Source organism: Streptomyces montanisoli, assembly GCF_017813245.1.
GTDB lineage: Bacteria > Actinomycetota > Actinomycetes > Streptomycetales > Streptomycetaceae > Streptomyces > Streptomyces montanisoli.
Map to the genome: position 1 here is coordinate 1 of NZ_JAGIQL010000110.1, position 23,602 is coordinate 23,602.

The window sequence follows — 23,602 nt, forward strand, 5'->3', positions numbered from 1 at the left end:
CCGCGTAGGCGCCGAGGAGCGCGGCGACCGTCGGCATCGCCGCGTCGAGCGTCGACTACCCGTCAGCGGTGTGGTCGCCGGCCAGCACCAGCAACTACACCGCCTCGAACCGGCCGTCGAGCTACGCCGTCGACATGGTGGTCATCCACGTCACACAGGAGACCTACGCCAACACCATCCGCCTCTTCCAGGACCCCGCGCACGCCGCGGCCGCCCACTACGTCGTCAGATCCGCGGACGGCTACATCGGCCAGTGCGTACGCGAGCACGACATCGCATGGCACGCCGGCAACTGGAGCTACAACACGCGCAGCATCGGCATCGAGCACGAGGGCTGGGTCGACCAGCCCTCGTACTTCACGACCGCCATGTACCACTCCTCGGCGGCGCTGACGGCCGAGATCTGCGACAAGTACGGCATCCCCAAGGACCGCGACCACATCATCGGCCACGTCGAGGTGCCGGGCACCGACCACACCGACCCGGGACCCAACTGGGACTGGACGCGGTACATGCGACTGGTCAACGGCGTCTGAGCACGCGCCGCGGCCCGGGCCGGCACCTCCCCGCTGAGGGTGCCGGCCCGGGCCTGCTCGCCTGGCCCGTGATCAGTGGGCGAAGGCCTGGAGGCGGTCGAGGGCCCCGTTGAAGTAGTCCTGGTCACCGGGGTAGGTGCCGGAGTCCGCGTACTGCCAGATGGTCTGGTAGCCCCACGACGCCGGCATCGCACCGGGGCTCGACGCGTACCGGGCGATGAAGAGCGGGTTGGCCCCGAAGTTGGGGTTGTTGCCGGTGCATGTGGTCCACCAGTCGGTGGTCGTGTAGATCGTCGGGTAGCGACCGGTCCTCGCGTGCACCTCGTTGCTGAAGTCGGCGATCCACTGGGACATCGCCGACTGGCTCAGCCCGTAGCACGTGGCGCCGTACGGGTTGTACTCGATGTCCAGCATCGGAGGCAGTGTCTTGCCGTCGTTGGACCAGCCGCCGCCGTGGTTGACGAAGTAGTCCGCCTGGGTCCTGCCGCTGGACGTGTTGGGCGTCGCGAAGTGGTAGGCGCCGCGGATCATGCCGACATTGTACGAGCCGTTGTACTGCTGCGCGAAGTACGGGTTGGTGTACGTCGTGGACTCGGTGGCCTTGACGTACGCGAACTTGCCGCCGTTGTTCCAGGCGGCCTGCCAGTTCACGTTCCCCTGGTAGCCGCTCACGTCCATGCCCGGCGTCTGCGCGACCAGGGAGGGCGCCGGCGTGTTGCCCGCCTTCCCGCCCTCGTGGGCGCGCACCGTCGAGCCCAGCCAGTCGAGCCGGGGATGGGTGACGCCGCCCTTGCCCGCCGCGGTGGTGGGGGCCGCCGCCGTGACGTCGTGCCGCGTGGGGGTGTGCGGGGCCGCGGTGGCCGAGCCCGGCAGTGCCAGGACGGCGGTCGACAGGGCGGCCAGCAGGCTGAGCAGGCCGGCGGTCGTGCGGCGTGAGCCGGTTCTGCGCCGGTGGGAGGTGCGGAAAGCGGACATGCGTGCCTCCGGGTGTGGGGGTTGCTCGGTGTGAACGACCGTGTGGAGCGCGTCGAACGTAAGGGCCCGGGGCGCCGGGCGGGAAGAGGGCCAAGGCGGTGCCGTTGGTCCAGTCCTCCGCAACTTCGGGCGAGCTGCGGCTATCACCATCCTTGGCAGTAACTTTCGTCATATGAAAGGCAGTTGAGGCGTAAGTGCCGGTGGAAGGTGATCGCGGGCAAACGATTGCCCGGACGGCGGCCGGGGCGTACCGTCGCGCATTGGCCGTCATGAGGCGGCCACCGCGGGGACCACACGCCGGGCGGGCCCCGCACCGCCCGGCCGAGCGAAGGAGCCGCGCACATGAGACGCACCCCCGGGCGATCCCACGTCCGCCGCAGCCTGCTTCCCCTCCTTGCCTCACTCCTGCTTCTCCTGCTGCCCGCCCCGGCGGCCCTCGCCGCCCCTGGACACGCGAGTCCCGCGGCCTCCGGCGCGGCGGCGCCCGCCGCTTCCGGCACGGCCCTGCGCGCCGGCACCGGGCTCTACCCCCGGGTCGTACGCCTCGGCCACTCCGGCGGCGCCAACGGCCAACTGGTCGCCTCAGTCGTCGACTTCGACGCGCAGGGCGGCGTCGGGGTGATCTACCGCAGCACGGACGACGGTGCCACTTTCACGGAGGTCGGCCACATACACGACCCGGCCGCGGCGAACGGCCTGTGCTGCTCCACGCTGTACGAGCTGCCGCGCCAGGTCGGCTCCCTGCCCGCCGGGACGCTGCTGTGGGCCGCGTCGGTGGGCCAGGACCCGGCGGACCGCCGCATGGCCATCGACGTGTGGGCGAGCCACGACCACGGCTCGACGTGGTCCTCGCTGTCCGCCTGTGCCGCTGCCCCGAACACGGGCGGCCTGTGGGAACCGGAGCTCTCCGTCGACGCGGAGGGCGACCTGGTGTGCCACTACTCGGACGAGACGGACCCCGGGCGCCACAGCCAGTCCCTCCAGGAGCGGTTCTCCTCGGACGGCGTCCACTGGGGCGCGCCGTACCCCACGGTGGCACCGGACAACGCGAACCTGCGTCCCGGAATGGCGACCGTCGTCCAACTTAGCAGCGGCCGCTACTACATGACCTACGAGGTCTGCGGGACCGGGGACCGCTACGACTGCGCCGCCCACTACCGGACCTCGGCCGACGGCGCCGACTGGGGGCCACCGGCCGACACCGGCCCGGTGATCAAGACCGCCACCGGCCAGTACTTCACCCACACGCCCGTCGTCGCCTGGCTCGGCAACGGCACGGCGTCCGGGCGGCTGGTGCTCGTCGGCCAGCAGTTCCGCGAGGCCAACGGCGACCTCGCCACCACCAGCGGCCGGACGGTGCTCGTCAACACGGAGAGCGGCGGAGGCAACTGGTTCCCCATCGACGCCCCGGTCGCCGTGCCGTCGCCCGACGGCACCTACTGCCCGAACTACAGCTCGGCACTGCTGCCCTCCACTGACGGCACCCGCCTGCTGGAGATCGCCACCGACTACGACGGCACGGTGTGCAAGCCCTACTACGCGACGGCCTCGGCGCAGGGGACAGGCGACGCGAACGGAGCCGGCCTGTACTCCGGCAGCACCTACCGGCTCGTCAACACGATCAGCGGCGACTGCCTCGACGTGTCGGCGGACTCGCGCGTGCCCGGCGGCAACATCCAGCAGTGGACCTGCAACGGCCTCGGCCCGCAGGACTTCACGCTCACCCGGCGGTCCGCCGGACAGTACACACTGACGGGTCGCGACAGCGGGCTGTGCGTGGCGGTGGACGGCGCCGCCACGCAGCCGGGCGCCAACGTCGACCAGCAGACGTGCGACGGCTCCTCCGCCCAGAACTGGCTGCCGCTCAACGAGGGCGACGGCTACTGGACGTTCCGCAACGCCCACAGCGGACTGTGCCTGGACGTCTCGGGCGGCTCGTCCTCGCCCGGTGCCAACGTCCAGCAGTGGACGTGCAACAAGCTCTCCCCGCAGATCTGGAAGCTCGAACCGCGCTGAGCGCGGGGCCGGTCCCCGGGAACAGGAAGGGGGCCGGCCACGCGCAGCCGCGGTGCGGCGCCCCTACACGCGGTCGGCCACGATCAGCAGATACTGGAAGCTGCCGTTGCGGTACGCCGTCACGAAGGTCTCCTCGATGCCCGTGACGAGGTGGGCGGCCTCCTGGCGCAGCTCCCAGTACGGCAGCGCCGCCTCGGTCAGGTCCTCGACGTGGACGGGCACGAGCCGGTTGCGCGACATGGCCCTGAAGTACTCGGAGCGCGGGTGGATGTCGCAGATGTAGTGGGCGTTGATGAGGGACACCTCACGGGAGGCCTGCCCGTAGGTGTCGTTGTAGCAGCCGGTGATCACCGCATAGCGCCCGCCCCTGCGCAGCAGCCGTGCGTGCTCGGCGAAGAGCAGGTCGAGCTCGACGTACATCGTCGACTCGTTGTTCCACGACGCCGCGTACGCGCCCGACGTGAAGCCCGTGTCGAGCATGTTGCGGTGGTGGTAGCGCACCTTGTCGTCGATGCCGCGCCCGCGCGCCTGCGAGTTGGCGAAGTCGGCCTGCTTGGCGGAGATCGTCACCCCGTCGGCGTGGCAGCCGTACCGCGCGTTCGCGACGACGCTGCCGCCACCGCGCCCGCAGCCGGCGTCGAACACCCGGTCGGTGGGTTTGAGGTCCCCGAGGTGGGAGGCGAGGAGTTCGGCCTGGGCCTGTTCCAGCCGGTGCAGCTCGGCGGTGATCCGCTCATCGCGCCGGTCCGGGTTCTTCTCGTCCAGCACCGAGCGGTCCGCCGCGCCCACGCCGTAGTGGTGGTGGTACATGTCGTCGATCCGGCCCAGTTCGAGGTTGACCGGGTTCTCCTCGGCGTTCCAGTAGTCCGCGACGCGGTTCTGGTACGTGGACTGGGTGGGGATGGACGCGGTGGCGGTGGCGGTGCCGGTGCGAGTGGTGGTCAAGGGTGACTCCTTGCTGTGGTACGTGGTGTGGTGCGTGCTGTGGTGTGTGCGGGAGCGTCGGCTCACCAGTAGTCGGGCAGGTGGTAGCGGTGGGTGTTGGTCGCGTGCCACTCGTGGTTGCCGGAGACCCAGTCGGCCAGCGAGCGCGCGTACCGCTCGAGAAGTGGCGAGACGGCCGAGACCTCCGCGGACTCCGTCTCGAAGGCCTCCATGATGTCGTTGTGGATCTCGACGCTCCTGAGGTACCCCGCCTTCAGGCCGCGCCGGTCGTTCGCGGCGACGACCCTGGGCAGGTTCAGGTGGTCGGGGTCGCTCGCGAGTTCCTTGGTGAACGAGTACAGGTCGTTGACGATGGTCGTGGCGTTGCAGGCCAGCGCGGTGATCCGCTGGACCTCCGGGTTCGCGTACAGCGGTTCGGGCAGTTCGTAGCCGTCCACCGCGTCGACGATGGACAGGCAGGGGCGGAAGTTGTTGAACTGCCGCATCACCAGGTACTCCCAGACCCGCGGCATGTGGCGCGTCTCCGCCCAGGAGGCCTCGGCGAGGTAGCCGAGGTGCAGCCGGGCGATGTCGTGCACGAACCGGTCGGTCTGGCTCGGCGTGGCGAGGGCCGCGTAGTCCTTGAGGGCCCAGAAGTAGGAGCGCAGCGGCCCGTCGGCCTGGACGCCGTGGCGCCAGTCCTCCTCCTGCTCGGGGCTGCTGTGGAACGGGTCGAGGGCCGACTGGGCCATCACGAGGCGGCCTCCGAGGCCACGGCGCGCCCCGCCCCTGCCCTCGTCCTCCTCGCAGTAGCAGCTGTCGACGATGTTCTCCGCGAGCAGCAGTTTGCCCGCGACGGTCAGGCGCTCCAGATCGGCGGCCGCCGGGTGCTGGAGCGCGACCGCCCTGCCGAACTGGAACTCGGCGAAGTCGCCGGACCAGGAGGCGGGAAACAGGTCGAGGCCGCGCGCCCACGCCTCCAGTCTGCGGTCGATCTCCGCTGCCTTCTCCGGGTCGGCGGGGGCGACGGGCCGGTAACGCAGGCCGGGCACGGGCCCGCCGCGCCGGGCCTTCCGGCGGCCGGGCACCGGGTGCGATGGGCCCGGCAGCGTGAAGGCCGCCGCGGGGTTCGGGGACGTGGACATGTGCGTGTGCTCCCCCTGGTCAGTCAGCAGTCCGGCCGATCTGGACGTTCTCCAGGACTCCGGCCGCGTCGGGCACGAGGATCGCCAGCGAGTAGTAGGCGGTCACGAGGTAGTTGATGATGGCCGCCTTGTTGATGCCCATGAACCTCACGTTGAGGCCGGGCTGGAACTCGTCGGGGATGCCCGTCTGGTACAGGCCGACGACGCCCTGGTCCCCCTCGCCCGTGCGCAGCGCGATGATGCTGCTCGTATGGGCGTCGGAGACGGGGATCTTGCCGCACGGAAAGATCGGCACGCCGCGCCAGGCCGGCACCTGGTGCCCGTCGACGTCGGCGGTGCCGGGCACCAGGCCCCGCTTGTTGCACTGCCGGAAGAACGCGGCGATGGCCTTGGGGTGCGCCAGCAGCATGCGCGTCTTGCGCCGCATGGACAGCAGCTCGTCCATGTCGTCGGGGGTGGGCGGGCCGGCGAACGTACTGATGCGCTGGCCGTAGTCGGCGTTGTGCAGCAGGCCGAACTCCCGGTTGTTGACCAGCTCCCACTCCTGGCGTTCCCTGATCTCCTCCACTGTCAGCCGGAGCTGCTGCTGCGTCTGGTCCATCGGATCGCTGAACAGGTCGGCGACCCGGCTGTGCACGCGCAACACCGTCTGCGTCAGGGACAGCTCGTACTCGCGCGGCGCGAGATCGTAGTCGACGAAGGCGCCGGGCAGCCGCGGCTCGCCGGTGTGACCGGCCTGCACCGGCACGTCCGCCTCACCCCTGCGGTTCGCCGGGCGCTCCCGCTGCCGCGCGTACGCGGCCAGGTGCGCGGCGAGTGACGGCACGCGCTCGGTGAACTCCCGCACCGCGCGCCACTCCAGCACGAGCAGCACACCGGCCGTCTCGGCGCGCGCCGAGCTCTGCCACACGGGATCCGGCCTGCCGATGGCCTCGTCGCCCAGCTGGTCGCCGTCCGTGACGACCCCGATGACCTCCTCCTCGCCGTACTTGCCGCGCACGTAACGGGTGAGCCGGCCGTGGACCACGAGGTAGGCCTCGTTCACCGGCCGGCCCTCTTCGAAGAGGACCTGGCCCGCGCGCACCTCGCGCATGCGGAAGGCCCCGGCGATCTCCCGCAGCGCCTCCGTGTCGCCGTAGCCGCGCAGTGGCGGCAGCTCGGTGAGCGTCTGCGGGATCACCCGGACGTCGTCCGCGCCGTTGTGCTCGAACTGCACGCGCCCGCGGCCCACGCGGAGCTGCAGGCGCCGGTTGACCCGGTAGGTGCCGCCCCGCACGTCCACCCACGGCAGCACCTTCAGCAGCCACCGTGACGAGATGCCCTGCATCTGCGGCTCGGTCTTGGTGGTCGTCGCGAGCTGCCGCGCGGCCTTGGTGCCGAGGCTGCTGAGGGGCGTGTCCGCGGATGGTTCTTCGGGCTCCTCGGCTGTGGGACCGGTGACGCTGTCCAGTACGGACACATTGCCTCCCAGAAGGCGAACGGGCTGAGCGCCCGGCCGGTGTCAGGAGACGTCCGGGCGCGGAAACCAGCCAAGCAGTCCGCGGGACACACCGGGAGCGCGTGAACGGGGCGCGTTCCCTGCCGCGAAGGCACAAACCCCCGGACGAGGCACCCGGCGCGAGCCGCGCGCCTCTCGCGCCGCCTCGGCCGGCCGCGCGCCGGGCGCGCGATGCGGATCACCGGCGCGCGGACGCCCGCCGGGTTCGGGCCCCCGGCGAGCGCGTCGGTCCGTGTCTCCCACGCGCACGGGGCGCAGCATGGGGTGATGACCACGATCAGCCCCCGCGCCTTCGCCCACGTCCGCCTCACCGTGACCGACATCGACCGTTCCCGCGCCTTCTACGACGACCTGTTCGGCCTGCCGGTGGCGTTCGAGCTGCCGGCCGACGCGGACGAGGCCACCCGTGAGCGGCTCTCCTTCCTCTTCGACGGGGTGATCTACCAGCTCGGTGACTCCCTGTTCGGCCTCCGCCCGGTGGCCTCGGACCGCTTCGACGAGGACCGCGTCGGCCTCGACCACCTCAGTTTCGCCCTGGGCAGCAGGGAGGAACTCGTCGCGGCCGCGACCGTCCTCGACGCCAAGGGCGTCCCTCATGAGGAGATCAAGGACATCGGCGCGGGGTACATCCTCGAATTCCGCGATCCCGACAACGTGGCCCTCGAACTGTTCGCGCCCGCGAGCTGACGGCCGGCGCGCCCAGGCGGTCAGGAATCGCGCGCTCCCTGGGCGGCCATGGCCCATCGGATCGCCCGGACCACGACGTCGGCGCCCGCCGCCGCGACGGGTGCCTCCAAGCCCGGCAGGGCGGGCAGCCCCAGCGGCCCGCGGGTCCACCGCGGCAGTGTGGCGACGGCGCCACGGGCGAGCGCCGCGTACGGCACGCGCGCGGCCGCCGGCAGCGGCGGCTCGCTCAGCAGAAAACGCGCGGCCTCCCGGGACTCGCCGGTGGAGCGCAGCTCCGCGCGGTGGGCGGCAAGGCCCTCCGCGAGCTGCCGCCGGTCCAGCGGCGGGTCGGGGACGCCGAGCGCCCGCGCGGTCCTCGCGGTGTCCGCGATGTAGCCGTCGTACTCCCGTGCGGTGAGGCGCCGGGCGCCGAAGCGCGCGTGGGCACGGAGGAAGCTGTCCACCTCGGCGAGATGGACCCACGTCAGCAGGTGGGGATCGGACGCCCGGTACGGCGTGCCGTCGGCGGCGCGGCCGCTGACGGATTCGTGCACGTCGCGCACGTGCGCCACCGCCTCCTCCGCGTCCGCGGCCGTGCCGAACGTCGTCACCGCGAGGAAGGTGCTGGTGCGCTGCAGCCGGCCCCAGGGATCGCCCTTGTACCCCGAGTGGGCGGCGACGGCCGCCATGGCCAGCGGATGCAGCGACTGCAGGAAGAGCGCCCTGAGCCCTCCCACGAACATGGAGGCATCCGCGTGCACCGTGCGGATGGGCCGGTCGGGCGCGAACCACCGGGGGCCGGGTGTGTCATGGATGCGTGAGTGGTTCTCCGGCCCGCGCGGACCGGCGACGCGTGCGAACAGCTCGCGCCCCACGCGCCGGCGCAGGGCTCCGCCGATGTCGGTGTCCATGCCTCCATCATCGCTCCATCGCCCTGGCGCGGTCGCCCCGTCTCCCGCGTGACGAGCCATTGACGTGAACACGCCCTGACGTTAGCTTGGAGAGCGCTCTCTGATCCGCTTCGCCGTGGCTTGTCCCATGCCGCACCTCCCTGACTTGACAACGATGTCATCCGTGCACCGTCCGGGAAGAGGAGTTCGCCGTGTCAGTCACCAGACGCCAGGCCATCACGGGCGGTGCCGCCGTCGCGGGCGCGATCGTGCTCGGTGGGTCGGCCACCGGGCCTGCCGCTGCCGCCGGCGGCCCGCGGTACCCGGCCAACCGGGCGCCTCTGCAACCGGCGGCGTTCCTGCGGCTGCCGCCGGGTGCCGTACGCGCGGACGGCTGGCTCGCCACCCAGCTCGCCCATCAGGTCGACGGCCTGTGCGGGCACTACCCGGAGGTGTCGCACTTCCTCGACTACGACGCCACGGGATGGATCCATCCGGACCTCGGCGGCTGGGAGGAAGTGCCGTACTGGCTGCGCGGGTTCGTCGACCTGGCGTACACCACCGGTGACACCGCCGCCCTCGGGACCGCCGCGAAGTGGGTGAACGGCGTGCTGGCCACCCAGGCGTCAGACGGCTACTTCGGTCCCAGCGCCCTGCGCACCTCGCTGTCCGGCCATGTCGACCTGTGGCCGCACATGCCGATGCTGCACGCCCTGCGCTCCTTCGCTGAGTACTCGGGGGACGGGCGAGTGGTCCCGTTCCTGACCCGCTTCTTCGCCTACGTCAACGCCCAGCCGGCCGCGGTGTTCTCGGACGGCTGGGGGACCTGGCGGTGGGGCGACACCGTCGACGTCGTCTACTGGCTGTACAACAGGACCGGTGACGCCTTCCTGCTCGATCTGGTGCGCAGGATCCACGCCAACTCCGCGCGGTGGGTGGACGGCGTCGCCAGCCCGCACAACGTCAACTTCGCACAGGGCTTCCGCGAACCGGCCCAGTACTGGGTGCTGTCCGGCAGCGCGAGCGACCGCGCCGCCACCTACACCGACTATGCGGCGGTGCAAGGCGGCTACGGGCAGTTCCCCGGCGGCGGTTTCGCCGGGGACGAGAACATGCGCGCCGGATTCGGCGACCCGCGCCAGGGGTTCGAGACGTGCGGCATCGTCGAGTACATGCTCAGCCACGAGATCCTGACGAGGATCACCGGCGACCCGGTGTGGGGCGACCGCACGGAGGAACTCGCCTTCAACATGCTCCCCGCGAGCCTCGACCCCGAGGGCCGGGGCACCCACTACATCACCTCGGCCAACAGTGTCGATCTCGACAACACGGCCAAGACACAAGGGCAGTTCGCCAACAACTGGGCCATGCAGTCCTACCGTGCCGGAGTGGACCAGTACCGCTGCTGCCCGCACAACTACGGCATGGGCTGGCCCTACTACACCGAGGAGATGTGGCTGGCCACCGGCGACGGCGGGTTGTGCGCCGCGCTGCACGGCCCCTGCACGGTCACCGCCGCCGTCGGGGACGGCACGCGCGTCACCATCGCCGAGGCCACCGGTTACCCGTTCTCGGACACGCTCACCTTCACGCTGTCGCTGCCGCAACCGGTCGCGTTCCCCCTGGTCCTCCGCATCCCCGGCTGGTGCGACTCACCCGAACTGCGCGTCAACGGCGCCGCGACCCCATCCGGCGCAGGACCACGCCACACCAGGGTCGAACGCACCTGGCGCGACGGTGACACCGTCACCCTGCGGTTGCCCGCTCAGCCACGCGTACTGACCTGGCCGGCCCAGCACAACGCCGTGTCCGTGGGCTACGGCGCACTCGGCTTCTCCCTGGCCATCACCGAGAACTGGGTCAGGACCGGAGGCAGCGCGCAGTTCCCCGAGTACGACGTGCACGCGGGCTCGGCGTGGAACTACGGCCTGACGCCCGCCCAGGACCTGTCCGTGTCCACCGGCGGTGACATCGGCGATCCCTTCACCGCGGCCGGGGCGCCGCTGCGGATCACCGCGCGTGCACAGCGGATCGACGCCTGGCAGGCCGACAGCCAGCACGTCGTCACACCGCTTCAGGACGGGCCCGTGGCCTCGTCCGCACCGGTCGAGCAGGTCACCCTCATCCCGATGGGGGCGGCCCGGCTGCGGGTCACGTCCTTCCCGGAGACCGGTGGCACCCGGCAGTGGCAGGCGGACGGCGGAGCGCCTTTCCGGATCCAGAACCGCAACTCGGGCAAGGTCCTCGGTGTGGACGGGATGTCGATGTCGGACTCGGCGAATGTCGTCCAGTTCGCCGACACCGGGACGGCCGACCACCTCTGGCGTCTGCTCGACGCGGGCGGCGGCCTGTACAAGGTGCTCAACGTCAACTCCGGCAAGCTCCTCGCCGTGGACCGGATGTCCACCGCGGACTCCGCCCGGGTCGTCCAGTTCGAGGACAGCGGCACCGACGACCATCTGTGGCAGTTGGTGGACTCCGGGACCGGATACCTGCGGCTGCGCAACAAGAACTCCGGCAAGGTGCTGGCGGTGGACGGGATGTCGAAGGCCGACTCGGCGCAGGTGGTGCAGTTCGCCGACACCGGCACCGCCGACCACGACTGGCGCCTGCTCCCGGACGGCCGGGTCAGGGTCGAGAACGCCAACTCCGGCAAGGTGCTGGCGGTGGACGGCATGTCGACGGCGGACTCGGCGCGGGTCGTCCAGTACACCGACAACGGCACCGCCGACCACCTGTGGACGTTCCTGCCCGACGCCGACGGCTGGCTGCGCGTCCGCAACGAGAACTCCGGCAAGGTGCTCGGTGTGGACGGGATGTCGACGGCGGACTCGGCGCAGGTGGTGCAGTTCGCCGACAACGGCACCGCCGATCACCAGTGGCGCCTCGTCTGCGGGCCCGGCGGGGTGCTGCGGATCCAGAACCGCAACTCCGGCAAGGTCCTGGCGGTGCACGACGCCTCCACCGCCGACTCCGCGAACGTCGAGCAGTTCCAGGACAACGGCACGCCCGACCACCTCTGGCGGCTGCGATGAGCCGCCCGCCCGCCCGCCGGCCGAACCGCGACGCTCACCACTCACCCGAGGACGGACGATGAGAAGACTCAGCCGTACGCTCGCCGCCCCGCTCACCGCACTGCTGGCCGCCTCGGCCGGAATGCTCCTGACCGCCGCGCCGGCGAACGCGGCCGGCACCGCGCAGCCGCGGGCCGCCGCCGCGGCCCCGGCCGCCCTGCGGGTGATGCCACTGGGTGACTCGATCACCTGGGGCATCGGCAGCAGCACGGGCAACAGCTACCGGGCGGCGCTCGGGGACGAGCTGACTGCCGCGGGGCACACCCTGGACTTCGTGGGCTCCGTCCGCAACGGGACCATGGCCGATCCCGACAACGAGGGCCACTCCGGGTGGCGCATCGACCAGATCGACGCCATCGCCGACTCGGTGCTCGGACGCTACCGGCCCAACGTCGTCACGCTGGAGATCGGCACCAACGACCTGAACCAGAACTACCAGGTGGACACGGCGACCGATCGGCTGCACGCCCTGATCGACCGGATCACCGCCGACGCCCCGGACGCCACGGTGCTGGTCGGTTCGCTGATCGTGTCCACCAACCCGGTGGAAGAACCGAACAGGCCCGCGTTCAACCGGGCGGTCCCCGGCATCGTCCAGGCGGAGCAGGACGCCGGCAAGCACGTCCGCTACGTGGACATGGGCGCCCTGACCACCGCCGACCTGTCCGACCAGCTGCACCCCAACGACGGCGGGTACCGGAAGATGGCGGACGCGTTCTACGCCGGGGTGCAGGCCGCCGACGCGGCCGGCTGGATCAACACGCCGTTGCCGACCGGCGGATCGGTGCGGTCCGGCATCCCGGGCAAGTGCCTCGACGTCAACGCCGACAGCAGCGCCGACGGGACGCACGTGCAGCTCTGGTCCTGCAACGGCTCCGACGCCCAGTGGTGGACGTACCGTAAGGACGGCACACTGCGTGCGGTGGGCAAGTGCCTGGACGCCGCCGGGGGAGGGACGGCCGACGGCACCCGCGTGCAGATCTGGGACTGCAACGGCACGGGCGCGCAGCAGTGGCAGCCCTACAACGGCGGCTACCGCAACCCCGCCTCCGGCCGGTGCCTCGACGACCCGAACTCCTCCACCGCGGACGGCACGCAGCTCCAGCTCTTCGACTGCAACGGCACTGCCGCCCAGAAGTGGACGACACTGCCGGCACTGTAGACGCGGCGCCGGCGACCACCCGCCGGCGTACGTCTCCGGGGCCGGCAGGCGTGCGGCCGCCGGCTGGGGCATCATGTGTCCCGGCGGCCGTCACGCGGTATGCGGCATGTGGATGACGTGTACGCGTCACGCGCTACTCTGGGAGTTCAGCTCCGTCCCCCCACCACCGGAGGCACACCGTGTCCGGTTCCCCCGCCCGACGGTTCCTGTCCAGGCCCGCACGCGGCACCGCGGCCTCACTCACCTGCCTTGCCGCCGCCACCGGCCTGTGGGCATCACCCGGCGCCGCACCGAGCGCACGCGCGGCGACCACCGTGCCCACGCCCGACCACGTGGTCGTCGTGGTCATGGAGAACCACGCCGACGGCCAGATCATCGGCAGTTCCAGCGCGCCCTACATCAACTCCCTGAAGTCGGGCGGCGCCTACCTCTCCTCGTCGTACGCCGTCACACATCCCAGCCAGCCCAACTACTTCGCCCTGTTCTCCGGCTCCACGCAGGGCATCACCGACGACAGCTGCTACTCGCCCGGGTTCACCTCCGCGGCGAACCTCGGTTCCGAACTCGCCGCCGCGGGCCAGTCGTTCGCCAGCTACAACGAGTCGCTGCCGAGCCAGGGCTCCACCGTGTGCAGCAGCGGCGAGTACGCGCGAAAACACAATCCCTGGTTCGGCTTCACGAACGTACCGACCTCCACGGCGCACACCTTCAAGCAGTTTCCCACCGACTACACCCGGTTGCCGAAGGTGTCATTCGTGATCCCGAACCTCTGCGACGACATGCACGACTGCTCCGTGTCCAAGGGCGACACCTGGCTCAAGGACAACCTGGGCCCCTACGCGGCGTGGGCCAGGACGCACAACAGCCTGCTCGTCCTCACCTTCGACGAGGACGACTCGCACTCAGGCAACAGGATCCCCACGCTGTTCTACGGGCAGCCGGTCACCGTGGGCTCGTCGTCCTCGACCCGGTACACCCACTACAGCGTGCTGCGCACGCTGGAGGACATGTACGGGACCGGGCATGCGGGCCGGTCGGCGGACGCGGCCGACATCACCGGAATCTGGGCGGCCCCGTGACCGGCGGCGCGCGGATCCGGTGGCTCAGGCGGCGGCCCGGGCGATGAGTTCCTGCAGGCGCAGACCGCGCGCCGCGTCCAGGGGCGTCGGCCTGCCGGTGCGTACGGCGGCGGCGAACTCGCGCCGCAGGACGGGCCAGCACTCCTCGTGGTCGAGTTCCGCGGTGTCGTAGACGACCTCCCCGTCCTCGCCGTACAGCTCCACGCGGGTCCGCGCCCGCGCGAGCCGCACGGACCCGGACAGCGAGGCCTGGCTCACCGCGCCGTTCTCGTGCTCGCAGGTCAGCTCGATCCACCGGCGCGAGTCGCCGGCCGCGCGCACCGAGGCGATCGGTCCTACCGAGGCGTCCAGCAGGTCGAGCAGGTGCGGCCCGAGGTCGTAGAGCGCGCCCTGCTCCAGGCGCCACGACGTGGCGAACTCGCCTCCGAGGAAGGCACCGTGCAGATAGCACGAGCGCGCCCCCGTGACCCGGACCGACGCCGCCCTGCGCAGGAAGTCCCGGGTCACCGGGTGGTAGCGCTTGGTGAGGACGAGCTGGGACACGACGCCGCTCTCGGCGACGGTGTCCGCGAGCGCGCGCGCCTCGTCGAGGCCCGCCGCGAGCGGCTTCTCCAGCAGCAGGGCCTTCCCCGCCCGGGCGGCGCGCACCGCGAGCTCCGCCTGGACGGCGGGCGGTACGGCGAAGGCGATCGCCTCGCTGCGCTCCAGCAGTTCGTCGAACGAGGCGGCGACGGCCGCACCGTACGGCGCCGCGGTCTCGGCGGCCGCCTCGGGGCGCCGCGCCCAGACCGCGGTGAGCCGCGTCTCGGGGCCGGCGGCGAGCATCCTGGCGTGCATGGCGCGCGCCCAGGGACCCGCGCCGGCGAGACCGACGCGCACGGGGCCGTCCGCGTAGAGGGCGTCCGCGAGCAGACCGTCCGCGTGCGGGCCGTCCGCGGGGCCGGATTCGTGCGGTGAGGGCGGGATCACGGGCGCTCCAAGGCGGCTGTCGTGCGGGCGGGCCGCGCGGCACTCTGCTCCGCGAGCCTGAGGTCGGCGCGGTCGGGCGCGTAGAGGTGCTCGACCACCATGGCGCCGGCACCGCTCAGCGCGGCAAGGTCGCCGAGGCGTGAGGTGACGACGTCGAGGTGGGCCGTGGTGCGCGGCATGGCGCGCTGGTACAGCAGTTCGCGCACGCCGGTGAGGAAGGGGGTGCCCGCCAGGTCCCCGGCGAGCACGAGGACCCCGGGGTTGAGCACCGTCACGACGGTGACGAGCACCTCGCCGACGAGCTGACCGGCCTCCCGCGCGAGGCGCACCGCGTCCGGCTGCCCGGCCGCCAGGTGGCGCCGTACGTCGGAGGCCGACGTGGTGGGTACGCCGGCGGCGGTGAGCCGGCCCGCGAGGGCCCCGCCGCTCGCGACCGCGGCGAGGCAGCCGTACGAGCCGCACATGCACAGCGCGTCGGAGGCGTCGTGCAGGCGGATGTGCCCGATGTCGCCGGCTCCGCCGTCGATGCCGCGGTACGGCTCGCCGTCCACGACGACCCCGGCGCCGATCCCGGTGGACGCCTTGACCAGCACGAACGCCGAGCATTCTGGGTGGTGCGTGCGCTGCTCCGCGTACGCCATGAGGTTGGCGTCGTTGTCGAGCAGGACGGGCACGTCGCCGCCCTCCGGGTCGACATGGCGGGCGTAGGCCTCCCGCATGCGCGCGGCCACCGGGAACCGGTCCCAGCCGGGCATGATCGGGGGCTGCACGATCTGCCCTGTGGTCCAGTCGACGGGACCTGGCACCGAGAGGCCGATGCCGCGGACCCGGGACGGATCGGTGCCCGCCTGCTCGAGGAGCGGCCGGAACCAGCGCGCGAGGGTGTCGAGCACGGCGTCGGGACCGTCCGCGATGAGCAGCGGCGCCGAACGCTGCGTGATCACCTCGCAGTCGAGCGACAGCACCGCCACGGTGGCGTGCCGGGTCTCCAGGTCCACGGCGAGCACGACGCCGTGCGAGGCGTCGAACTCCAGCCGTGCGGAGGGGCGTCCGCCGGTCGACGACGCGGTGGAGGTCTCCCGCAGCCAGCCCGCGCCGAACAGCTGATCGAGCCGGTGCCCGATGGTGGACCGCGACAGGCCGGTGGCGTGCTGGAGTTCGCCGCGCGTGGTGGCCTGCCCGGTGCGGATCAACCGCAGCAGGTGGCCCGCGCTCGCCTGATTGGCCGTCATGTCGTACCCGTTCCCGTTCCTCGCCGCCGCCATCGCCGTCGCCGTCTCCGTGCCGTCGTCTCAGCCCTTGTCGGCGCCACTGGTCAGACCTTCCGTCAGGAGCCGCTCCGCCGCGTAGAACAGCAGTACCACGGGGATGGTGAGGACCACGGACCCGGCCATGAGCACGGTCTTGGGCACCTCGATGCCGTTCGACAGCTGCTGCAGGCCGAGGGAGACCGTCCACTTGCCGGGGCTCGCGGCGAGGAACAGCAGGGCGAAGAGGAACTCGTTCCACGCGATCATGAAGATGTACAGGCCGGTGGCCATGAGGGACGGCAGGGCCAGTGGCAGCACCACCTTGCGCACAGTCTGCAGGCGCGAGGCGCCGTCCAGGGCCGCGGCCTCCTCGACGCTGGCGGGGATGGTGACGAAGTAGTTCTTGAGCATGTAGATGGACACCGGCACGGTCTGCGCGATGTACACGACGGCCAGGCCCACCAGGCTCCCGGACAGGCCCGCCCTCGCGAACATCACGAACAGCGGGACGGCCAGCAGCGTGGCGGGGAACAGGTACACCGCGAGGAAGAGCGCGCTGACCTGCCGCCCGCCGAAGAAGCGCAGCCTGCTGATGGCGTAGGCGCCGGGTACGGCCGCGGCGAGCGTCAGCACGACGGTGCCGAGCGAGACGAGCGCGGAGTTGCGCAGCAGCCTCAGGAATCCCTGGCCGCCGTCAGAGGTCGGCCGCAGCACGTTCTCGTAGGTGGCGAGTGTGAAGTCCTTCGCCGACACCCACATCGAACCGGGGTCGAGCAGCAGCGCGTCGATGGGCTTCACCGACAGCAGCAGCATGTAGTAGAAGGGCACCAGGGTGATGAGGGCGAGCAGGACGATGACGACCCAGCGGGCCACCCCGAAGAAGCGCTCCTCGAACTGTGCGCGGGTCATCACGCCTCCTCCTGCACCTTCTTGGCGAAGAACTTGAAGTAGATGCCGAGAAGCACCATCAGGACGAACGCGAGGACCAGCGCCTGCGCGGCCGCCGCGCCGACGTCGAAGTTCGCGGTGAGGAAGTCGTACACGCGCACCGCGACCACGTCGGTGCCCGAGCCGCCGCCGGTCAGCAGGTACACGTCGTCGAACTTGTTGAACGTCATGATGAAGCGCAGCACGCACAGCAGCGCGATCACCGGCATGAGCTGCGGCAGCAGCACGTAGCGGAAGCGCTGGGTGGGGGTCGCCCCGTCCACGCGCGCCGCCTCCTCCAGGCCGCCCGGCACCGCCTGGAGCCGTGCGAGCAGGAAGAGGAAAGCGAACGGGAAGTACCGCCAGGTCTCGAAGGCGATGACGGTCAGCAGGGCGAGGGGCACGCCCACGTGCCAGCCGAACACGTCGACCTGGTAGGACCGCGTGGACAGGAACGCGATGGGATTGTCCCAGCCGAGCAGCTTCCCGCCCCACTGGTTGACGATGCCGTACTGCGGGCTCAGTGCCGTCTCCCAGACGAAGGCGACGGCGACGACCGGCGCGACATACGGCAGGAGCATGGTGCTGCGCAGCAGGCCGCGGCCCCGGAACGGCTTGCGCAGGGCGAGCGCCGCTATCAGGCCGAGCAGGACGGACCCCGCGGTGCCTCCGACGGTGTACGCGAGCGTGGTGAAGAGGCTGGACCAGAAGCCGGGCGAGGTGAAGACCTCGGTGAAGTTGGCGAACGTCCAGTTGCCGAAGATGCCCATGCCCTGGATGTCGACCAGCTTGGCGTGCTGGAACGCCAGCAGGACCGTCCACAGGATCGGGACGATGACGACGACGAGCACCACCAGGAAGGTGGGGCTGACGAAGGCCAGGCCGGCCCGGTTCTCGCGCTGGGCGGCGGTGAGTCGGCGTCGCTTCCGCGCGACGCCCGGTGCAGTGCTCATGTTGCGTCTTCCTCGTGGGGCGGCCGGCGGCCTACTGGAGTGACTTCTGGAGTGCGGAGACCTCGTCCTGTGCCTGGCGTGCCGCCTGAGCGGGTGAGGTCTGGCCGCCGGTCATGGCGCTGATGGCCTTCGGCACGGGCAGCTGGCCGTTGGTGGCTCCGACGAGCGCGCCCTGGCCCTGCTTGAAGCCCCAGCGCTGCATGTGTCCGACGGCCGCGACCAACTGGTCGAGCAGCGCCTTCGGGTAGGCCTGGTCGAGCCGCTCGCGGGTGTCGACGCCGATCGTGCTGGCGCGCCAGGCCTTGAGGTACTTGTCGGGGGCCGCGGCGGTGCCGTGGCGGACCGGGATCTGCCCTTCGGGCGACATGCCGAACCAGCTCGTGTAGCCCTGGTCGAGCATGTACCGGACGAACTTCTCCGAGGCGCCCGTCTCCGCGGTCTTGGTCACGGCCCAGGAGGCGATCTCGCCGAACTGGGCGGACTTGTGACCCGGTCCCGCGGACAGGGCGGTGGTGACGCCGCTGTTGCGGGCGAGGAACCCCTTGTCGTGCTTGCACTGGGGGCAGCTCGGCAGCGCGTCGTTTCGCAGCCCGGCCAGCTCGTCGAGGAGGAAGGTGGACCACAGGACCATTCCGGACTTGCCGGCGAAGTAGGTGGCCCGGGTGGAGTCGACGGTCTGCGTGCCCGGTTCGCCGTAGGTGCGGCCGAGCCGGTCGTAGAGGGCGAAGGAGTTCCGGCAGGCGGGCGAGTCGAGGGTGACCTGGCCCGCGCCGTTCACCAGCTGGCAGCCGCCGGCGAGGGCGATGTCCTCGAAGCTCTGCTGGGTGAAGGGGTCGCCGGGGTCGGTGGCCACCGAGATGCCGTCACGCCCCCGCGTCTTCAGCGCCTTGGCGTCGTGGTCGAGCTGCCCGTACGTGTGCGGCACGGGCAGTCCCGCCTTGGCCAGCAGGTCCTTGCGGTAGACGAGCAGTTGCAGCCAGGCGTCGGACGGGACGGCGAGGTCGCGGGACTTGTCGCTGGTGAGGCCGAGCGCGTTCGCGTCGAACGTCGAGCGGCCGAGGCCGTCGACGATCCTGCCCGCCGCCTTCGTGTTGAGCAGGCCGTTGGTGTACATCTGCCACACCTGGCCGAGGGGCACGCCCCCGATGACGTCCGGCAGGGTGCCGGCCGCGGCGGCGGACATGATCAGCTGCGGGAGCTGTTTCTCGTCGACGCCCACCACCTTGACGTGGATGCCGGTCCGCTTCTCGAATCGGTCGACGATCTTGCGCGTGGCGGCCATCTGCGGTGGCAGGTTCTCCTGCGACCACACGGTGATCCTGTTGTCCGGCCTGGCCGGCCCGGTACGGCCCGCGCATCCCGCGAGCAGGCCCGTACCCAGCGCCGCCGCGAGGCCGGCCGCCAGGGTCGAGCGCGCACGGCGCCCGAGGGGGCGGATCCACTTGTGCATGGCTTGTCCTCACCCAACTTCTGCTGACTACTGAGGCATCTCAGCATCACTTTTGCGTCTTGACAAGACATAACTCTGAGATATCTTCGACGTAAATCGTGGAGCGGTCCCTGCGGCCGCACCTCGAAGCCCTGTGCACCGAAGTCCTTGTGCACCGCAGTCCCTACGCACCCGATAGTCCCTACGCACCCGATCCCGGAGTACTCACGTGGAACGCGTCGTCCAATTCACCGGCCCCCGGCAGGTCGAGGTGGCGGAGCACGCCAGTGCCCCGCTGCCCGCGGGCCATCTCCGCGTCCGCACGCGGTACTCGGGGGTGTCGGCGGGCACGGAGCTCACCGCCTACCGCGGCACCAACCCGTACCTGACCCGCACCTGGGACGCCGAGGCCCGGATGTTCCGCGAGGGCGCCGCCGGCATGGAGTACCCCGTCGCCGGATGGGGCTACTCCGAGGTCGGCGAGGTCACCGAGGTTTCCCCGGAACTGGCCGGCACGCCAGGGCTGCCCGCCGTGGGCGACCTGGCGTGGGGGATCTGGGGCCACCGCAGCGAAGGCATCGTGCCTGCCGAGCGCATGATCGGCCACACGCTGCCCGCGGGGCTCGCCCCGCTCGCGGGCACCTTCGCCCGCGTCGGCGCCATCGCCCACAACGCGGTCCTCGCGTCCGACATCCATGTCGGCGAGGACGTGGCGATTTTCGGCCAGGGCGTGATCGGCCTGCTGGCCACGCGGCTCGCGCAGCTCAACGGGGCGCGCGTCACCGCCGTCGACGCACTCGACGGACGGCTCGCCACCGCACGCGCCTACGGTGCGAGCACCACGCTCAACGCCCGCACCGACGCCGTCGCGGAGGCGATCAGGGCGGCGACGGACGGACGCGGTGCTGACGTGGCCATCGAGATCAGCGGCGTCTACCCCGCCCTGCACGAGGCCCTGCGCTGCGTCACCGTCGGCGGCAGGGTCGTGGCCTCGGGCTTCTACCAGGGTGACGGCGCCGGGCTGCGGCTCGGCGACGAGTTCCACCACAACCGCGTCCAGCTGGTCTGCTCCCAGATCGGCGGCGTGCCGCCGCAGCTGTCGGGACGCTGGAGCGTCGAGCGGCTGCAGCGCACCTTCCTCGCCCTCGCCGCCCAGGGCCTCGTCGACGTCGAGTCACTCGTCACCCACGTCGTCCCGGTGGCGCAGGCCGCCGACGCCTACACACTGCTGGACGAGCGCCCCGCCGACGCGCTCCAGCTCGTCCTCGAATTCTGAAGGGCCACACCACCGTGCTCAAGACCGCATGCCAGGAGCAGCTGCTCCCCGGCGAGACCCTCCAGGAGAAGTGGGAGTTCGCGCAGGCCGCCGGGTACGACGGCATCGAACTGCGCGGCAAGGGCGACCTCGCCTTCGAGGAGCGGCTGCCCGAGCTGCGTGCCGCGCTCGCCGACGGCGTCGTCATGCCGACCGTCTGCGTCGACATGCTGCACTTCTTCGCCGCGTTCGACGCCGACCAGCGCGCGGACGCCGTCCGCCAGATGAAGTCGCAGCTGTCCGTGATCGCCGAACTCGGCGGACTCGGCGCGCAGACCCCCGCCTCGTACGGCATGTTCTCGCGCCGCCTGCCCCCGTTCGAGCCGTCCAGGAGCGAGGACGAGGACCGGGCCGTGCTGCTCGACGGCCTCGCAGGGCTCGGCGAGCACGCCGCAGCCGAGGGTGTGGCGCTCTTCCTCGAACCGCTGAACCGCTACGAGGACCACATGGTCAACCGGCTCGGCCAGGCCGCGGACCTCATCCGCGAACTCGGCCTCGACTCGGTCAGGATCGGCATCGACAGCTACCACATGAACATCGAGGAGACCGACCCGGCCGCCGCGATCCTGGACGCCGCGCCGTACATCGGGCACGCGCAGGTCAGCGACTCCAACCGGTTCCAGCCTGGCGCCGGGCACCTGGACTGGCCCGCGTGGCTCGGCGCCCTGCACGCCGCCGGATACGACGGCTACCTCGCCGTGGAGTGCCGGCTCACCGGCGACCCGCTGGACGCCGTCCGCTCCATCCCCGGCCACCTGCGCAGGAACGGCGCATGACGGCGACGGCACCGGCGCGGCAGAAGGCGCACTCCCTCTCCCCGCCCGAGCGGCGCGCACTGCGAAGCGGGGCCGCGCGGGTCCTGTTCACCAACTGGACCGGGGCGTCGACGGTCCCCTCCCACACGCTCTACCCCCACCAGTGGAGCTGGGACTCGGCGTTCGTCGCGATCGGGCTGCGGCACCTCTCGCCCCGGCGCGCCCAGCGGGAACTGGAGTCCCTGTTCGGCGCGCAGTGGGGTGACGGGCGCGTCCCGCACATCGTGTTCAACCCCGCGGTGCCGCAGGCCGCGTACTTCCCGGGCCCGGACTTCTGGCGCTCGTCGCGGGCGGGCAGCGCGGCAGGCGCACCGCGGGCCGTCGAGACCTCCGGCATCGTGCAGCCGCCCGTGCACGCGCTGGCCGCGCTGCTGGTGCACGAGAGCGATCCCGCGACCTCACGCGTCCGCGGGTTCCTGCGGCGGCTCTACCCGCGCCTCGCCGCCTGGCACTCCTACCTCGCCACCCGCCGCGACCTCGGGGGCGGCGGCCTGGTGTCGATCCTCCACCCGTGGGAGGCCGGCATGGACAACAGCCCCAGCTGGGACGGGCCGCTCTCCAGTGTCGAGCCGGTACCGGCCTCCGCCTTCCGCCGCGCGGACCTCGTCGCGGGCTCGGCCACCGACCGGCCGACCGACACCGACTACGGGCGCTACGTCCGGCTGGCCACCGCCTACCGCGACCACGGCTACCGCGACGATCGCACCTACGCCTTCGCCGTCGAGGACCCCGGTTTCAACGCCCTGCTGGCGGCCTCGGAGCGCGCGCTCGCCACCATCGCCGAGGAGATCGGACGGGACCCCGAACCGCACCTCGCCCGGTCCTCGGCGCTGACCGGCGCCCTCGTCGAGCGGTTGTGGCAGCACGGCTCCGGCCTGTTCCTCTGCCGTGACGTCGTCGCCGGCGAGAGAGTCGGCGAGCGCGGCGTCGCCGGGCTGCTGCCACTGATCGCGCCCGGCCTGCCCGCCACCGTGGCCGAGGCCCTGGTGCGCACCGTCGCCGGGCCCCACTTCGGGCTCGGCACCGAGACCGTCCTCGTCCCCAGCCACGACCTGCGCTCCCCGACGTTCGACCCGGCGCGCTACTGGCGAGGCCCCGCGTGGTTCAACACCAACTGGGTGATCGAGCGCGGGCTGCGCGCGCACGGCGCGGACGCCATGGCGGACGGGCTGGCCGGCGCGATGCTCGGCGCGGCCGCCGCGTCGGACTTCGCGGAATACGTCGACCCGAGAACGGCACACGCGCACGGCGCCACCCGCTTCGGCTGGACCGCCGCCGTCACGCTCGATCTGCTGGCCCGGACGGGGGAGCGCTGATGCCGCAGGCCCCGCAGTCGCTCCTCGTGCACGCCGGCACGTTCGCCGCCGTCGGCCCCGGCGGCGACATCGCCGGCACGAGCGGCCGCTCGCCCGACGGGCTGTTCGCGCGCGACGCACGCCACCTCAGCCGGTGGCGGCTCACCGTCGACGGCACGCCGCCCGTGGTCCTGACGCCCGCCCAGGACGGCGGCGGCACGGCGGTGCTCGCGCCCGAGGCCACCCGCGACGAGCCTCCGGCGTGCGTGGTGCTGCGCCGCCAGGCCCTGTACGACGGGCGGCTCACGGAACGCCTCACGTTCAGCAGCAACGTCGGCCACGACACGGCTCTGACGGTCGTCGTCGAGGCCGACGCGGACTTCGCAGACCAGTTCGAACTCCGTTCCGATCTGCGCACCTACGACAAGCCGGGGGCGGTGCGCGCCGTCGAGACCACCGCCGAAGGCGTCGATTTCGCCTACCGGCGCGGGGACTGGCACTCCACGACATCCGTCACCGCCACCCCCGCGCCCACCGAGGTCATCGCACTCGCCGGAACGGCGCGCGCCCTGGTGTGGCGGCTCGACCTGCCCGCACACGGCCGCGCCGACCTCGCCCTGACGGTCACCGCGCGCCCGAGCGGCGCTCCCGCGCCGGCGGCCGGGCCCGCCGGATCCGGGCCGG

The 23,602-nt window shown here is 71.7% G+C and carries 20 protein-coding genes; 10 read left to right on the forward strand and 10 right to left on the reverse strand.

Annotated elements, in window-relative coordinates:
* Window positions 1-35: 35 nt before the first annotated feature.
* Window positions 36-536 (forward strand): N-acetylmuramoyl-L-alanine amidase, encoded by a 501-nt coding sequence (locus JFN87_RS22960; protein WP_209342850.1) that lies wholly within the window; start codon window positions 36-38, stop codon window positions 534-536.
* Between the two features lie 72 nt (window positions 537-608).
* On the opposite strand, the gene JFN87_RS22965 is transcribed toward JFN87_RS22960, so the two are convergent.
* Window positions 609-1,511: a lysozyme gene (locus tag JFN87_RS22965; RefSeq protein ID WP_209342831.1), complete on the reverse strand. Its 903-nt coding sequence runs from the start codon at window positions 1,509-1,511 to the stop codon at window positions 609-611.
* Window positions 1,512-1,853: 342 nt separating this feature from the next.
* Between JFN87_RS22965 and JFN87_RS22970 the strand changes: the two genes are divergently transcribed.
* The gene (locus JFN87_RS22970; protein WP_209342833.1) at window positions 1,854-3,527 is read left to right on the forward strand and encodes an RICIN domain-containing protein; all 1,674 of its coding nucleotides are present in this window, start codon (window positions 1,854-1,856) and stop codon (window positions 3,525-3,527) included.
* Between the two features lie 63 nt (window positions 3,528-3,590).
* On the opposite strand, the gene JFN87_RS22975 is transcribed toward JFN87_RS22970, so the two are convergent.
* The 3 genes from JFN87_RS22975 to JFN87_RS22985 form a co-directional block, all read right to left on the reverse strand.
* Window positions 3,591-4,472: a geranyl diphosphate 2-C-methyltransferase gene (locus JFN87_RS22975; protein WP_209342835.1), complete on the reverse strand. Its 882-nt coding sequence runs from the start codon at window positions 4,470-4,472 to the stop codon at window positions 3,591-3,593.
* 62 nt (window positions 4,473-4,534) lie between these two features.
* A complete protein-coding gene (locus JFN87_RS22980; RefSeq protein WP_209342836.1) occupies window positions 4,535-5,596 on the reverse strand; it encodes a family 2 encapsulin nanocompartment cargo protein terpene cyclase in 1,062 nt (353 codons plus the stop codon).
* 19 nt (window positions 5,597-5,615) lie between these two features.
* A complete protein-coding gene (locus tag JFN87_RS22985; RefSeq protein ID WP_209342837.1) occupies window positions 5,616-7,055 on the reverse strand; it encodes a family 2B encapsulin nanocompartment shell protein in 1,440 nt (479 codons plus the stop codon).
* Between the two features lie 306 nt (window positions 7,056-7,361).
* Between JFN87_RS22985 and JFN87_RS22990 the strand changes: the two genes are divergently transcribed.
* On the forward strand, window positions 7,362-7,781 hold the full coding sequence (locus JFN87_RS22990) for a VOC family protein (RefSeq protein WP_209342838.1): 420 nt from the start codon (window positions 7,362-7,364) through the stop codon (window positions 7,779-7,781).
* 20 nt (window positions 7,782-7,801) lie between these two features.
* Here the strand turns inward: JFN87_RS22990 and JFN87_RS22995 are convergent, their stop codons facing one another.
* Entirely contained in the window at window positions 7,802-8,671 is an 870-nt protein-coding gene (locus JFN87_RS22995) for an oxygenase MpaB family protein (RefSeq protein ID WP_209342839.1), read from the reverse strand.
* A 191-nt stretch (window positions 8,672-8,862) separates the two neighbouring features.
* Here JFN87_RS22995 and JFN87_RS23000 point away from each other — a divergent pair, with 191 nt between their 5' ends.
* The 3 genes from JFN87_RS23000 to JFN87_RS23010 all read left to right on the forward strand — a co-directional run bounded on the left by JFN87_RS23000 (window position 8,863) and on the right by JFN87_RS23010 (window position 13,965).
* Window positions 8,863-11,685, forward strand: a complete 2,823-nt coding sequence (locus JFN87_RS23000) for an RICIN domain-containing protein (RefSeq protein ID WP_209342840.1) — start codon at window positions 8,863-8,865, stop codon at window positions 11,683-11,685.
* 58 nt (window positions 11,686-11,743) lie between these two features.
* Window positions 11,744-12,886, forward strand: a complete 1,143-nt coding sequence (locus JFN87_RS23005; RefSeq protein ID WP_372449273.1) for a ricin-type beta-trefoil lectin domain protein — start codon at window positions 11,744-11,746, stop codon at window positions 12,884-12,886.
* Between the two features lie 206 nt (window positions 12,887-13,092).
* A complete protein-coding gene (locus tag JFN87_RS23010; protein WP_245180963.1) occupies window positions 13,093-13,965 on the forward strand; it encodes an alkaline phosphatase family protein in 873 nt (290 codons plus the stop codon).
* A 24-nt stretch (window positions 13,966-13,989) separates the two neighbouring features.
* On the opposite strand, the gene JFN87_RS23015 is transcribed toward JFN87_RS23010, so the two are convergent.
* From JFN87_RS23015 to JFN87_RS23035, 5 genes are read right to left on the reverse strand one after another with little or no spacing between them, the layout of a single operon-like run.
* A complete protein-coding gene (locus JFN87_RS23015) occupies window positions 13,990-14,877 on the reverse strand; it encodes a Gfo/Idh/MocA family protein (RefSeq protein ID WP_209342852.1) in 888 nt (295 codons plus the stop codon).
* Window positions 14,878-14,930: 53 nt separating this feature from the next.
* Window positions 14,931-16,166 (reverse strand): ROK family transcriptional regulator, encoded by a 1,236-nt coding sequence (locus JFN87_RS23020; RefSeq protein WP_209342842.1) that lies wholly within the window; start codon window positions 16,164-16,166, stop codon window positions 14,931-14,933.
* Window positions 16,167-16,226: 60 nt separating this feature from the next.
* A complete protein-coding gene (locus JFN87_RS23025; protein ID WP_209342843.1) occupies window positions 16,227-17,093 on the reverse strand; it encodes a carbohydrate ABC transporter permease in 867 nt (288 codons plus the stop codon).
* Complete coding sequence (locus JFN87_RS23030; protein ID WP_209342844.1) at window positions 17,093-18,064, reverse strand: carbohydrate ABC transporter permease; 972 nt, start codon at window positions 18,062-18,064, stop codon at window positions 17,093-17,095. The genes JFN87_RS23025 and JFN87_RS23030 overlap by 1 nt, the downstream gene beginning before the upstream one ends.
* Before the next feature lie 31 nt (window positions 18,065-18,095).
* Window positions 18,096-19,514, reverse strand: coding sequence for an ABC transporter substrate-binding protein (locus JFN87_RS23035; RefSeq protein ID WP_209342845.1), 1,419 nt, complete (start codon window positions 19,512-19,514; stop codon window positions 18,096-18,098).
* Between the two features lie 208 nt (window positions 19,515-19,722).
* Here JFN87_RS23035 and JFN87_RS23040 point away from each other — a divergent pair, with 208 nt between their 5' ends.
* From JFN87_RS23040 to JFN87_RS23055, 4 genes are all read left to right on the forward strand, one after another.
* Complete coding sequence (locus tag JFN87_RS23040) at window positions 19,723-20,769, forward strand: zinc-dependent alcohol dehydrogenase (RefSeq protein ID WP_209342846.1); 1,047 nt, start codon at window positions 19,723-19,725, stop codon at window positions 20,767-20,769.
* Window positions 20,770-20,783: 14 nt separating this feature from the next.
* The gene (locus tag JFN87_RS23045) at window positions 20,784-21,584 is read left to right on the forward strand and encodes a sugar phosphate isomerase/epimerase family protein (RefSeq protein WP_209342848.1); all 801 of its coding nucleotides are present in this window, start codon (window positions 20,784-20,786) and stop codon (window positions 21,582-21,584) included.
* Window positions 21,581-22,939 (forward strand): MGH1-like glycoside hydrolase domain-containing protein, encoded by a 1,359-nt coding sequence (locus JFN87_RS23050; RefSeq protein WP_209342849.1) that lies wholly within the window; start codon window positions 21,581-21,583, stop codon window positions 22,937-22,939. Before JFN87_RS23045 ends, JFN87_RS23050 begins: the two co-directional genes overlap by 4 nt.
* On the forward strand, window positions 22,939-23,602 hold a 664-nt coding region (locus JFN87_RS23055), incomplete at its 3' end, for a glycogen debranching N-terminal domain-containing protein (RefSeq protein WP_282961650.1). The genes JFN87_RS23050 and JFN87_RS23055, both read left to right, overlap by 1 nt.